The 13,246-nt window shown below is 68.7% G+C and carries 12 protein-coding genes; 4 read left to right on the forward strand and 8 right to left on the reverse strand.

Translation table 11 applies throughout. The annotated features are described in order from the left end of the window. The first annotated feature begins 53 nt into the window (after window positions 1–53). Window positions 54–1,145 (forward strand): aminoglycoside phosphotransferase family protein, encoded by a 1,092-nt coding sequence (locus ACFOPI_RS00730; RefSeq protein ID WP_382169766.1) that lies wholly within the window; start codon window positions 54–56, stop codon window positions 1,143–1,145. 11 nt (window positions 1,146–1,156) lie between these two features. Then, window positions 1,157–1,879, forward strand: coding sequence for a 16S rRNA (uracil(1498)-N(3))-methyltransferase (locus ACFOPI_RS00735; protein WP_382169768.1), 723 nt, complete (start codon window positions 1,157–1,159; stop codon window positions 1,877–1,879). Window positions 1,880–1,884: 5 nt separating this feature from the next. Here the strand turns inward: ACFOPI_RS00735 and ACFOPI_RS00740 are convergent, their stop codons facing one another. Then, window positions 1,885–2,772, reverse strand: coding sequence for an extracellular catalytic domain type 1 short-chain-length polyhydroxyalkanoate depolymerase (locus ACFOPI_RS00740; protein ID WP_382169770.1), 888 nt, complete (start codon window positions 2,770–2,772; stop codon window positions 1,885–1,887). Between the two features lie 31 nt (window positions 2,773–2,803). Continuing rightward, a complete protein-coding gene (locus ACFOPI_RS00745; RefSeq protein ID WP_382169772.1) occupies window positions 2,804–3,370 on the reverse strand; it encodes a DUF4410 domain-containing protein in 567 nt (188 codons plus the stop codon). 96 nt (window positions 3,371–3,466) lie between these two features. Between ACFOPI_RS00745 and ACFOPI_RS00750 the strand changes: the two genes are divergently transcribed. After that, window positions 3,467–4,642 carry an MFS transporter gene (locus ACFOPI_RS00750; RefSeq protein ID WP_382169774.1) on the forward strand — a complete coding sequence of 392 codons (1,176 nt, stop codon included), beginning with the start codon at window positions 3,467–3,469 and terminating at the stop codon, window positions 4,640–4,642. A 48-nt stretch (window positions 4,643–4,690) separates the two neighbouring features. Beyond that, window positions 4,691–5,197 carry a YidB family protein gene (locus ACFOPI_RS00755; protein ID WP_382169776.1) on the forward strand — a complete coding sequence of 169 codons (507 nt, stop codon included), beginning with the start codon at window positions 4,691–4,693 and terminating at the stop codon, window positions 5,195–5,197. 3 nt (window positions 5,198–5,200) lie between these two features. Here ACFOPI_RS00755 and ACFOPI_RS00760 read toward each other — a convergent pair whose 3' ends face one another. The 6 genes from ACFOPI_RS00760 to ACFOPI_RS00785 form a co-directional block, all read right to left on the reverse strand. Further along, the gene (locus tag ACFOPI_RS00760) at window positions 5,201–6,052 is read right to left on the reverse strand and encodes an alpha/beta hydrolase (protein WP_382169778.1); all 852 of its coding nucleotides are present in this window, start codon (window positions 6,050–6,052) and stop codon (window positions 5,201–5,203) included. A 13-nt stretch (window positions 6,053–6,065) separates the two neighbouring features. After that, entirely contained in the window at window positions 6,066–7,568 is a 1,503-nt protein-coding gene (locus ACFOPI_RS00765; protein WP_382169780.1) for a M20 family metallopeptidase, read from the reverse strand. Between the two features lie 91 nt (window positions 7,569–7,659). Next, window positions 7,660–9,210, reverse strand: a complete 1,551-nt coding sequence (locus tag ACFOPI_RS00770; RefSeq protein ID WP_382169782.1) for a methyl-accepting chemotaxis protein — start codon at window positions 9,208–9,210, stop codon at window positions 7,660–7,662. A 48-nt stretch (window positions 9,211–9,258) separates the two neighbouring features. Next, the gene (locus ACFOPI_RS00775) at window positions 9,259–10,806 is read right to left on the reverse strand and encodes a methyl-accepting chemotaxis protein (protein WP_382169783.1); all 1,548 of its coding nucleotides are present in this window, start codon (window positions 10,804–10,806) and stop codon (window positions 9,259–9,261) included. Between the two features lie 50 nt (window positions 10,807–10,856). Next, window positions 10,857–12,683 (reverse strand): methyl-accepting chemotaxis protein, encoded by a 1,827-nt coding sequence (locus ACFOPI_RS00780; protein WP_382169785.1) that lies wholly within the window; start codon window positions 12,681–12,683, stop codon window positions 10,857–10,859. A gap of 55 nt (window positions 12,684–12,738) precedes the next feature. After that, window positions 12,739–13,197 (reverse strand): cache domain-containing protein, encoded by a 459-nt coding sequence (locus tag ACFOPI_RS00785; protein ID WP_382169787.1) that lies wholly within the window; start codon window positions 13,195–13,197, stop codon window positions 12,739–12,741. Between the last annotated feature and the right edge of the window lie 49 nt (window positions 13,198–13,246).

The following is a 13,246-nucleotide window of genomic DNA, read 5'->3' on the forward strand; positions in this document are numbered from 1 at the left end:
TGCCTCCCGCCCGGCCCGCCAGCATGCCGGCGCCTCCGTCTCCCCCCGCTTCCATGACGCCGAACACCCCCGCAGTCACCTGGGCCGATCCGGCCCGCCACGCCGCCTTCGACCACTGGCTTCAAGGCCTGGCCACGGTCCAGGGCCTGCGCCCCGAAACGCTGCGCCCGGCCTCGGCCGACGCCAGTTTCCGCCGCTACCTGCGCGTGGACACCGTGGACGGCGGCAGCCGCATCGTGATGGATGCGCCGCCCGACAAGGAAAACTGCCGGCCCTTCGTGCACGTGGCGGGCCTGATGAAGACCGCCGGTCTGCTGGTGCCCGACATCCTGGCCTGGGACGAGCCCCAGGGCTTCATGCTGCTGCCCGACCTGGGCACGCAGACCATGATGGAGCAGATCGACGCCAACAACCCGCAGGCCAACCACGCGCGCTACCTGCAGGCGGTGGACACGCTGCTGGCCTGGCAGCTCGCCTCCAAGCCAGGCGAGCTTCCGCCCTACGACGAGGCCCTGCTGCGCCGCGAGCTGCAGCTGTTCCCCGACTGGTACCTGGTGCAGCACCGGCAGATCAAGGTAGAAGGCGCCATCGCCACCACGCTGCAAAAGACCTTCGACACCATCGTGGCGCGCAACCTGGCCGCGCCCACGGCGCATGTGCACCGCGACTTCATGCCGCGCAACCTCATGATTCCGTCTCAGCCGGGCAGCACACCCGCGCAGCAGCTGGGCGTGCTGGACTTCCAGGATGCGGTGCACGGTCCGATCACCTATGACATCGCCAGCCTGATGCGCGATGCCTTCCTGAGCTGGGAAGAGGATTTCGTCATCGACATCACCGTGCGCTACTGGGAGAAGGCGCGCAAGGCCGGTCTGATGGACTTCGAGGACTGGCACAGCGACTTCGGCGCGTTCTACCGCGCCGTCGAATGGATGGGCCTGCAGCGCCACCTCAAGGTGGCCGGTATCTTTGCGCGGCTCACGTTGCGCGACGGCAAGCCCAAGTACCTGGCCGATGCGCCGCGCTTCATCGCCTACATCCGGGCCACCGCGCACCGCTACCGCGAACTCGGCCCGCTGCTGAAACTGATCGACGAAGTGGAAGGCCTGCAGGCCGCCAGCGGCTTCGCCTTCGGCCGCGTCTGAGCCGCTCCACCGTGCCCCGCTTTCACTGCCCCGTCCCGCTGAGCGCCGGTACCGAGCTGGACCTGCCGGCCGCTGCCGCGCGCCATGTGCAGGTGCTGCGCCACCAGCCGGGCGATGTGATCACGCTGTTCAACGGAGAAGGCGGCCAGTGGTCGGCAACCATCCTGCGCATGGGCCGCAGCGACGTGGCGGTGAAGGTCGAGGCGTTTGAAGACGTGGAGCGCGAGCCGGTGCGGCGCGTGCACTTGGCGATGGGCATGCCGGCCAACGAGCGCATGGACTGGCTGGTGGAAAAGGCCGCCGAACTGGGCGTGGCCAGCCTGCAGCCGCTGCACACCGCGCACAGCGTGCTGCGCTTGAGCGGCGACCGGGCAGCCAAGAAGCAGGGGCACTGGCAGTCGGTCGCGGTCGCGGCCTGCGAGCAATGCGGCGGTAACCGGGTGCCGACCGTGGCGCCCGTCGCCGACCTGAGCGCCTGGTTGCGCGGCAGCGAGGGCCTGACCCCGCTGCGCTGTGTGCTCTCTCTGGCTGAGGGCTCACGCCCGCTGTCCGAGGTCTTGGGTGATCACCCCGCCGGCACGCCGGTGCTGTTTCTCAGCGGTCCGGAAGGTGGCTTGTCCCCCCAGGAAGACGCGCAGGCCCGCGAGGCCGGATTCCGGCCTGTGACCCTGGGCCCGCGGGTGCTGCGCGCCGAGACGGCCGCGCTGGCCGCGCTGGTGCAGGCGCTGGCCTGAGCCCGTCACTGGCGCGCAAAGAAGTCCCAGATCTCGGTCGTCGCGTCCAGCGCCGACGAGCCCTTGCCCCCCAGCGCCTTGCGCCCACCCGGCCAGGAATGCCCGCCGGTCTCGGTGACACAGAGCCGGACTTCGGCCCCGTCCTGGCAGCCGCGGCGCACCTCGCACACCACCCCGGGTCTCTTCAGCACGGTCTCGGCGGGGCCCTTGCAGGCGTTCAGCCGGGCCCACTTGTCCACCGTGCCCGGCACCGAGACAAAGTCGGCGTGGGTGTTCGAGTCGCTGCCCGAGCCGCCGTTGAACAGCACGCGATCGTCGTCCCTGGCGTGGATGTGGAACACCGGCACCGGCCGGCCTGGCCGACAGTCGGTGGTGCCATCGGTACCCGCCACGGCAGCGACGGCGCGGAACACGTCGGACGCTTCGCAGGCCAGTCGGTAGCTCATCATCCCGCCGTTGGACATGCCGGTCGCGAAGACACGCTGCGGGTCGATGTTCAGGCGTTGCTGCACATCCGCCACCACCGCGCGCAGGAACCCCACGTCGTCGCTGCCCCGGTCGCGCGCGGCCCCGCAGCAGAGGCCGGCGTTCCAGGTGGCCAGCTTGCCGCCCAGGCGGCTGAAGCCGTTGGGAAACACGACGATCCAGCCACTGGCCTCGGACTGCGCGACCAGGCCATATAGCCGGTCGCGGGCCATCACCTCCATGCTGCCGCCCCCGCCATGCAGGGCCAGCACCAGCGGCACCGGGCGGTCCGCCCGGTAGCTCCTGGGCACGTGCACGATGAAATCGCGCGCCTGCCCGGCGTGCACCACGGAGAGCTCGCGGCTGCCGGGGGCGAGCGTCTGCGCCGACGCCGGCAGCAGCAGACCCACCAGGCACAAGACGGTCAACCAGCACCTGAGCATCGATGCCCCCATCGCGTCACTGGACCGGCCGGGGAATTGCCGCCAGCTTGTCGGCCAGCTCCTCCAGCGCCTCATCGACCGCCTCGGTCGCAAAGCCGTAGAAGTCGCCGCCAAAACCGCCCATGCCCTTGGAGTCGCTGTACTCCTCGGTCGCCACCGACGCCCCGGTGACTGCATCGATGGCCTCGACCTTCACAGACACCGTGCCCTTTCCAGCGCCAAACATGCCACCCACCCAGCGCAGGGCCCGGTTGCCCGGGTCGTAGTCCATGGCGATCTTCAGTCGCACTGCGCCAGCCAGCGCGCCGGGATCGGCGTCGGCCACGGTCAGGCCCTCGTCCTGCAGCTTCTTGCGGGTGGTCTGCGGCAGCTTCATCTCCAGGGTCTTCTTGTCTTCGATGCGCTTCTCGTCGGGCTCGCTGTCGAGCAGCTTGACCGCGATCTCGGTCACGTAGGCCTGGGTGTATTTGCGGGGCGCTTCTTCCGGTTTGGCGCCGGCCGCCATCGCAGAAAACGACGGGCCAGCCGTCGCGAACGCCAACAGAATCAGGGCGCCGGTGCGGCGCGTGCACGCTGAAATCACATGTCCTCCTGGTGGTAGCAACCCCTTCTCTGTCCGGGGCGGTCACATCGTACAGGCCCCTGCGGCAAATACAGGCCCCTGTATAAACACCGACTTATGAACAAAAACCTCTGGCTGCTGGCCGCCGCGCAAGGCCTGTTCCTGACCAACAACGTGGTCTTCATCGCCATCAACGGGCTGGTGGGTCTCTCGCTGGCCCCGCTGGGCTGGATGGCCACGCTCCCGGTCATGGGCTACGTGGTCGGTGGCGCGCTGTCCACGCCGCTGGTGGCCCGCACGCAGAGCGCCTTCGGCCGCCAGGGCTCGTTCCAGATCGGTCTGCTGGTCGCCCTGGGCTCGGCGCTGTTGTGCTGGTGGGCGGCGATGGACAAGAACTTCTGGCTGTTGGTCGCCGCCACCGTGGTGGCCGGCTACTACAGCGCCAACGGCCAGCTCTACCGCTTCGCCGCCGCCGAACTGGCCGCGCCCGACTACCGCGAGAAGGCGGTGTCGCTGGTGCTGGCCGGCGGCCTGATCGGCGCCGTCGCTGGCCCCAACCTCGCCAGCCGCACGCGCAACCTGCTGGAGGTGCCGTTCGCCGGCGCCTACCTCGCGCTGGCCGTGGTGGCGCTGCTGTCCATGGCGGTGATGGCCTTCATGAAGTTCCCGCCGCTGCCGCCCAAGAAGGCCAACGCCGACACCGGGCGGCCGCTGTCGGAGATCATGCGGCAGCCCGTCTTCATCGTGGCCGCTGCGGGGGCGGCGCTGGGCTACGGCGTGATGAACCTGCTGATGGCCGCCACGCCGCTGGCCATGCAGGTCTGCGGTTTCGAGTTCGACGACGCGGCCCTGGTGCTGGAGTGGCACGTGATCGGCATGTTCGCGCCGGGTTTCTTCACCGGCCACCTGATCAAGCGCTTCGGGGTGCTGACCATCATGGGCGTGGGCGTACTGCTGAACGCGGCCTGCATCGCCATCGCGCTCACCGGTGTGGACCTGCACCAGTTCCTGATCGCGCTGTTCCTGCTGGGCGTGGGCTGGAATTTCCTGTTCACCGGCAGCACCACGCTGTCGCTGCAAGCCTACAGACCTGAGGAAAAAGACCGCGCGCAGGCCGCCATCAATTTCTTCGTTTTCGCCACCATGGCCGTCACCTCGTTCGCCTCCGGCGCCCTCGTCACCACCCAGGGCTGGGCCCTGCTGAACCTGGGTTCGCTGGTGCCCGTGGCCCTCACCGGGGTGGCGCTGGGCTGGCTTGCCTGGCTCCGGCGCGCAGCCCACAATCCGGCCTGAACCGGCCCCGGTCGGCGCCGGACGCCACGCATTCAGAGGAGAGCTCACATGGGACTGTTGGATTCACTGGTGGGCGCGGCCACGAACGCCGCCTTCGGGGGACAGCAGAACAACCCGCCGGCGCAGGGCAGCCCCGGTGGTCTGGACCCGCAACTGCTGATCGGTCTGATCGGCATGCTGATGAACAACGCGGGCGGGCTCTCGGGCATCCTGAGCAAACTGCAGCAAGCCGGCCTGGGCGATGCCGCCGCCTCCTGGGTGGGCACGGGCGCCAACCAGCCGGTCTCGCCCGACGCGCTGGGCAGCGCCCTGGGCCCGGACCTGATGGACATGATCGCCCGCCAGCTCGGGGGCAACCAGCAGCAGGCCGCCGGCACCATGGCCGACCTGCTGCCCGGCCTGATCGACCAGCTCACCCCCCAGGGGCAGGTGCCGCCGGACAACGGCCTGGACGCGCTCGGGGCGCTGCTGGGCGGCGGTCAGCGCGGTGGCAACGGCGGGCTGGACGCGGGCGACCTGATGGGCATGCTCGGCGGCCTGATGGGCCGGCGCTGAGACTCAGGCCGAAATGTGCGCGTCGAGCCAGGCGCGCAGCTCGGCGTACACCGCCGACGGGTCGGACTCGTTGAATATTTCGTGGAACAGCCCGTCGAACCGGCGGCTGTGCACCAGCCCCTTGGGCGCCACCGCGGCAAAGGCGCGGCTGCCCTCGGGCCGCACCAGCCGGTCGGCACCGGCGTACATCAGCAGCGTGGGCACGGTCCAGGTCGGCGCGGCCGCCACCACACGCGGGCCGTTGCTGTCGATGAAGCGCGCCAGCCGTGCCGAAATGCGGTTGTGCACCAGCCGGTCGCGCTGGTAGGCCGCCACCTGCGCCGGGTCGTGGGAGATGCCGCGCGGGTCCAGCCCGTTGGGCAGGGTGAGGTCGGGCGCCCAGCGGTAGAGCAGCCGGGTCAGCAGGCGCTGGAACGCGCTCATGCCGGTGTCCAGCGCGGGTGACGAGAGCACCAGAGCATCCACCGGCGCGATCTCACGCTGCACGAAAGCAGAGGCCACCAGACCACCCATGCTGTGACCCAGCAGCACCAGGGGACAGGCCCAGGGCTCGGCGATGTGCCGGCGCGTGTCGTCCACCAGCTCCTGCAGGTCGGCCAGCAGGTCGTCGTCGTCCGACAGCACCCCGCGGTCACCGCCCGAGTCGCCGTGGCCGCGCTGGTCGTAGGCGCGCACGCTGAAGCCCCATTCGTTCAGGCGCTGTGCCACCGCGTCGTAGCGCCAGGCGTGTTCGCCCAGTCCGTGCACGATGAGCACCACGGCCCGTGGCCGCTGCCGCGACGGCAAGGGCCAGTCGTAGAGCGCGATGTTCAGGCCGTCGCGCAGGGTGAAGGGCGCCTGGGTGGTGTCGGACATGGGTGGCGCGGCGTCAGGGCATGCGGGCGATGACCTGCGCCACCGACGCCGTCAGGCGGCGTGCGTAGTCCAGGTGCAGGAACTCATTGGGGCCGTGCGCGTTGCTGCGCGGTCCGAGCACGCCGCAGACCATCATCTGCGCGGTGGGGAAGCCCTGGCTGAGCATGTTCATCAGCGGGATGGTGCCACCCTGACCAATGGTGGCGCAGGCCGCGCCGTAGTGCGCCTGCGAGGCGTCCTGCAGCGCCTGCTCGAACCAGGGCGTGGTGCTCGGCGCGTTCCAGCCGGTGGCCGAGCTCAGGCCCTCGAACGTCACCTTGGCCTGGTAGGGCGCGTTGTCTTCGAGCAGGGCCTTGAGCTGCTGCACGGCGGGCGCGGCCTCGACCAGCGGCGGCAGGCGCAAGCTGAGCTTGAACGCGGTGTAGGGCCGCAGCACGTTGCCGGCGTTGGCAATGTCGGGAAAGCCGTCGGCGCCGGTCACGGAGAGCGTAGGCCGCCAGGTGCGCGCCAGCAGGGCCTCCAGCGGGTCGGTGGTGGTGGGCAGGGCCGAGACGGTGGCGCCGCCGCAGTCGTGATGCGCCCAGGGGAAGCGCTTGAACAGTTCGTCGCCCAGGATGGCGGCCGTGGCCTGCGCCTGCGCCAGCCGCTCGGCGGGCACCTCGCAGTGGAAGCTGGCGGGCAGCAGGCGGCCGGTGCCGCTGTCTTCCAGCCGGTCCAGCACCTGCCGCATGATGCGGAAGCTCGACGGCACCAGGCCCGAGGCGTCGCCCGAGTGGATGCCTTCGGTGAGGATCTCGACCTTGAGCACGCCGCTGGCCATGCCGCGCAGGCTGGTGGTGAGCCACAGCTGGTCGTAGTTGCCGGCGCCGCTGTCCAGGCAGATCACCAGGCCCACGTCGCCCAGCCGGGCTTTCAGCGCGTCCACATAGGGCAGCAGGTCGGCCGAGCCACTTTCTTCGCAGGTCTCGATCAGGCCCACGATGCGCGGGTGCGCCACGCCCTGGGCTTTGAGGGCCTGGATGGCGGTGATGCTGGCGTAGACGGCGTAACCATCGTCAGCGCCGCCGCGGCCATAGAGCTTGCCGTCATCGATCACCGGCGTCCAGGGCCCCAGATCGCTGCGCCAGCCGTTGAACTCTGGCTGCTTGTCGAGGTGGCCGTACATCAGCACGGTCTGGCCGCTGGCTGGAGCGGGCGTGCCATCCTTGCCCTCGCTGGCCGGCAGTTCAAAGAACAGCACCGGCGTGCGCGGCCGACCCTGGGCGTCGTTCAGGCGCACGATCTCCAGCTGCAAGCCCGGCACCTGCTGCGCACGCACCCAGTCGGCGGCAGATTGAAGCACCCGCTCCAGCAGGCCGTGGGCGGCCCAGTCGGGGTCGAACATCGGCGATTTGGCCGGCACCGCGATGTAGCGCTGCAGCTCGGGCACGATGGACGACCGCCAGGCGGCGTCGACGTGCGATTGAAGGGCTTGGGGCTCCAGCGGCAGGGCCGAAGCGGGCAGGCGGGCGTTCATGGCGATCCTCTTGGCGCGGGCGGTGCGACAGAGGATCAGTATAGGCAGACCTCCGCCCTGGGAGGGCGGCCGGGGCTTCCGAAAACCGCGCTCAGGCCGACAGGCGGAAGGTGGCGACCACGCCGGCCAGCCGCTGCGCCTGGTCCCGCAGGCTCTGGGCCGCGGCGGCGCTCTCTTCCACCAGCGCGGCGTTTTGCTGCGTCATCTGGTCCAGCTGGGCCACCGCCGAGCCAACCTGGGCAATGCCCTGGCTCTGCTCGCCCGTGGCGGCACCGATCTCGCTGATGACGTCGGTCACACGCTGCACGCTGGCCACGATCTCGTCCATGGTCTGGCCCGCCTCGCTGACCAGGCGCGTGCCCGCTTCCACACGGTCCACGCTGGTGCCGATCAGGCCCTTGATCTCTTTGGCCGCCTCGGCGCTGCGCTGCGCCAGGCCGCGCACCTCGCCAGCCACCACGGCAAAGCCACGCCCTTGCTCGCCGGCACGCGCGGCTTCCACCGCTGCGTTGAGCGCCAGGATGTTGGTCTGGAAGGCGATGCCGTCGATCACGCCGATGATGTCGTTGATCTTGCGGCTGCTCTCGTTGATCTCGCGCATGGTGTGCACCACCTCGCCCACCACGGTACCGCCGCGGCGCGCGGTGCCCGCAGCGGCCTCGGCCAGTTGCGTCGCCGTGCGCGCCGACTCGGCGCTCTGCCGCACGGTGCCGGTCAGCTCTTCCATGCTGGCCGCGGTTTCCTGCAGGTTGCTGGCCGTGTGCTCGGTGCGGCTGGACAGGTCCTGGTTGCCGGAGGCGATCTCGGTGCTGGCGGTGTTGATGCTGTCGGTCGCCGTGCGCACCTGGCCCACGGTGCCTCGCAGCGAGGCGATCATGTCGGCCAGCGCCGCGAGCAGGCTGCCAGCGGGCACACCGGGCAGTGTCACGGTCAGATCACCGCCGGCCACCGAGCGCATCGCCGACACCGCCTGCGCCGGCTCGCCACCGATCTGGCGCATCACGCTGCGCAGCGTCAGCCAACCGATGCCGCCAATCAGCAGCAGCCCCGCCGCCACCAGCACACCATCCTCCGCCAGGATGCGCCACACCATGGCGTCCAGATCGTCGGTGTACAGACCCGAGCCCACCATCCAGTTCCAGCCGTCGACCTTCATCACGTACTGGAGCTTGGGCACCGGCTTCGTGTCGCCCGGGCGCGGGAAGTTGGTGGGCACAAAGGCCCGGCCGTCGGTGCTCTGGCGCATGCCGTCGACCAGGGCGGCGATGATGTCCACACCCGCACCGTCCTTGACCTTCCCGATCATGTTCTGGCCCTGCCACTCCGGCTTGATCGGGTGCATCACACCAACGCCGTCGAGCGACCAGATGTAGAGGTACTCCTTGCCATCCTTGCCGTAGCGCGCATGCGCGACCGCGGCCTTGGCCGCTGCCTGCGCGGCCGCGGTGTCGAGCTTGCCGGATTTCTCCAGCGCATGGAAGCCCTCGACGATCGAATGGGCCGATTCGACCGCCGTCACGAGCTGCCCATGGCGGGCATCGGTCAGCTGACGCTTGGCCTGCGCCACGGACAGCACCCCCATGACCGCGATGCCCAGCACCGCGACCACCACCAGCAGCACGATGCGGCCGCGAAGACTCATCTGATTCAACATTTCACACTCCCTGAAAACGCTTTGTTCTGACCGCGCTCAGGCCGACAGACGGAAGGTGGCCACCACGCCGGCCAGCTTCTGCGCCTGGTCCTGCAGGCTCTGGGCCGCGGCGGCGCTCTCTTCCACCAGCGCCGCGTTCTGCTGCGTCATCTGGTCGAGCTGCCCCACCGCGCCGTTGACCTGACCGATGCCCTGGCTCTGCTCGTTGGCCGCCGTGGTGATGTGGCCGATCAAATCGGAAATCTTCTGTGCGTTCGCCACGATCTCGCCGATGGTGGCGCCGGCCTCGGTGACCTGGCGCGTGCCGGCCTCGACCTTCTCGACGCTGGCGCCGATCAGGCCCTTGATCTCCCGGGCCGCCTCGGCGCTGCGCTGCGCCAGGCTGCGCACCTCGCCAGCCACCACGGCAAAGCCGCGGCCCTGCTCGCCCGCGCGCGCCGCCTCGACGGCTGCGTTGAGCGCCAGGATGTTGGTCTGGAAGGCGATGCCATCGATCACGCCGATGATGTCGCCGATCTTCTGGCTGCGGTGGTTGATCTCCTGCATGGTCGCCACCACCTCGCCCACCACCTCGCCGCCGCGCGCCGCCACCGCCGCGTTGGCCCGGGCCATCTCGCTGGCCTGGCGCGCCGACTCGGCGCTCTGCTGCACGGTACTGGTGATCTGGTCAATGCTGCTGGCGGTCTGCTGCAGGCTGGAGGCGGCCTGCTCGGTGCGGCTGGACAGGTCCTGGTTGCCCGAGGCGATCTCTGCGCTGGCCACGCCAATGCTGTCGGTGGTCAGGCGCACCTGGCTGACGATGCGTGCGAGCGACGCCTGCATGTCGCCCAGCGCCGACATCAGCCGCGTGAGTTCGTCCTTGCCCTCCACCTTGACCGGCTGGGTCAGGTCGCCGCGCGTGATGGCCATGGCCAGTTGCTGCGCCTGGTCCAGCGGGCGACAGATGCTCTGCATGTTGGCCAGCGTGGTTGGCACCACCACCAGCACCGCCACAGCCACCGCGATGCCGAACAGCAGCATCGTCTGCTGCGAGGCGGCAACCTCTTCGGCTTTCACTGCCGCCGCTTCTGAGGCGATGATGGCTTCGATCTTCTTCATGTCGACCAGCAGGTCGGCATAGCGGTCGTGGGCGCGCGCCAGCATGCGGTTGGCCACGGTGGCGCTGTCATAGCCCCCTGCCTTGATGTTGGTCACCGTGGGTTCGACCGCCGCCGAGTAGTCCTTGAGCTTGGCGCTCATCTGCTGCAACACCGCGTTGTCCTCGTCGGCCTCGCCTTCCTGAAGAGCCTGCATCAGCTTGGCGATTTCGTCGCGGGTCTTCTCCCACTTCATGTTCGCCAGCGACAGCTGCTCGGGCGACTCGTAGTGAATCACCATGTCCTTCTCGTGGCGGCTGAGGTCCGCCATGGCCAGTCGCAGCTTCGACAGCTCGACGGTTTCATGAAAGGCGTGATCGACAAATTCCTGACTCAGTGCCTGCTGGCGCTGCATGCCCCACAGGCCCGCGCTGCCTACCGTGAGCAGCAGGACCAGCACGACACCGATGGCGCCGATCATTCGGAAACGGATGGAAAAGTGACGCATGAAAGACCGGATCCACATGATGAGACTCGCCGCAATGGTTGGAGATGGTTTCAGAAACTTTCCCAGTCGCCCTCGGTGCTGGCGCTGGCCACCACCCGGACAGAGGGTGCCGAGGCGGGCGCGGGCGCCCGGGCATCAGTGGCCGGCGGTGTCGCGACCGGGAACTTGGGTGGCTGCGCACGCGCCACACGGTTCGCGGTTGCCAACTTGGGTGGCGCCTTGTCCAGCGATGGAACCGGCGCCGTGGTCCGGGGAACCGGCACAGGGGCAACGGCGGCCTGGGCCACAGGGGCCGCTGGAACTGCCTCAAGGGGTGAGAAGGGTGTAACTGCGTGGGAGGAGCCGTCGACCTTGAAGGTCGCCACGACCTGGGCCAGGCGAGCGGCCTGGTCCTTCAGGCTCTCAGCGGCGGCGGCGCTCTCTTCCACCAGCGCCGCGTTCTGCTGCGTCATCTGGTCCAGCTGCGTCACCGCCACGTTCACCTGGCTGATGCCGTCGCTCTGCTCGCCTGAAGCCGCCGTGATCTCGCCGATGATGTCGGTCACCCGCTGCACGCTGGCCACGATCTCGCCCATGGTCTGGCCCGCATCGCCCACCAGGCGCGTACCCGTCTCGACCTTGTCCACACTGGTGCCGATCAATCCCTTGATCTCGCGCGCCGCTTCCGCGCTGCGCTGCGCCAGGCTGCGCACCTCGGCCGCCACCACCGCAAAGCCTCGGCCCTGCTCTCCGGCCCGCGCGGCTTCGACGGCCGCGTTGAGCGCCAGGATGTTGGTCTGGAAGGCGATGCCATCGATCACGCCGATGATGTCGCTGATCTTCTTGGATGAGTGGTTGATCTCGTCCATGGTCGAGACCACCTGGCTGACCACCTGACCACCGCGCACCGCGATTTCAGAAGCGTTGGCCGCCAGCTGGTTGGCCTGGCGCGCCGCGTCGGCGCTGTTCTTGACCGTGCCTGTCAGCTGCTCCATCGAGGCCGCGGTCTGCTGCAGGTTGCTGGCCGCCTGCTCGGTTCGGCTGGAGAGGTCCTGGTTGCCCGAAGCGATCTCGGCGCTGGCCGTGCCAATGCTGCTGCTGGCCGTGCGCACCTGCACCACGGTGCTCAGCAACGAATCCTTCATGCTCGCCAGGGCTTTGAGCAGGTCGCCCAGCTCGTCCTTGCGACTGGTGTCCACCGTCTGGGTCAGATCCCCTCCAGCCACAGCGCGAGCGACACGCGAAGCCTGCTCCAGCGACAGCGCCACCTTTCGCAGCACCCCCCAGAACAAAGCCACCACGGCCGCAGCGGCCAACAGAGACACCAGGCTCAGCAGCCAGTGCATGCGGTTGGCTTCGTCGGCCTTGGCGTGCGCGTCTTCTGTCGCGTGCTCCACCAGACTGGCCTGGGTGGACGTGAGTGCCTTGGTCAGAGCGCTGTAGGCCTCGTCGGCGCCTTGCATGGCCGCGACACCGGTGTTGGGGTCGACCGACGCGAGATCGATCGCCGCATCGGTCTTCTTGAAGTACTCGGCCAGCTGACGGCGCGCCTCGACCATGCCCTGGCGTTGGAGGCTGCCCTCGGGCTCAGCGGCGATCTGCTGGTCCAGCTGCGTCAGCACGCCCGAACTGCGCCCCGCCAGCTCCTTGCGCTTGGCCTGGATCGTGGCCTCGTCCAACGACCCGATGATGGTCATCATCCGGTAGACCTCGACATGCGCCAGGTTCACATCGGACTGCAGACCACCGAGCGAACGGACCTCGCCAATGTGCTCCTCGAAGGAAGCGACCGCCGCGTCGCCGGAGCGGCCGAGCAGCCACGAATCAATCTGACCTGTGGCCAATACGACAACCGCAGTGACCACGGGCGCCAGCAGGAGTTTGTGACTGAGCTTCATGAGATGTCCTTGCCGAAGAGACCGACGTTCGAGGCCCTGGTGCGGGCCGTTGGAATTACTTGTAGACCCCGCCGCAGACCACGGTCTCGTCCAGTTTTTCGCAGTACATCTGCTTGGGTTCAATCTTCTTGGTCTCGGGGTTGGTGAACTTGTAGTCCTGCCAGAAGGTGCCTTTGCTCTTGGCCAGTTCGACGCGCTCCTTCACGAAGGGCTTGCCGTCGATGTCTTTGAGGTCGATCAGGTTCTTGCCAATCATCTTTTCGTTGGCGCCGTGGGCGTGCACCGTGCCGTCCAGGCCGTAGACCACGAGGTACAGGTCTTCCTTCTTGAACTGGCTGGTTTTGCTGCTGATCTCTGCGTAGCCCTTGTCCTTGCCGTTGGCCTTGATGAAGGTGATGCCCTTCTTGACCATGGCGGTGGCGTCGTCGGGCGTGGCCGCGGCGTGGGCAGACAGGGAGGCCGCAGCCAGGGTGGCGGTGGCTGCGACGGCGAAAAGGGTTCGGGTAAAGCTCATGATGAATCTCCTGTGGGGTGGGTGGGGAAACCTGGGTTGGTTGGAAGAC

It is taken from the genome of Hydrogenophaga luteola (genome assembly GCF_042648585.1).
GTDB classification, from domain to species: Bacteria; Pseudomonadota; Gammaproteobacteria; order Burkholderiales; family Burkholderiaceae_C; genus Hydrogenophaga; species Hydrogenophaga luteola.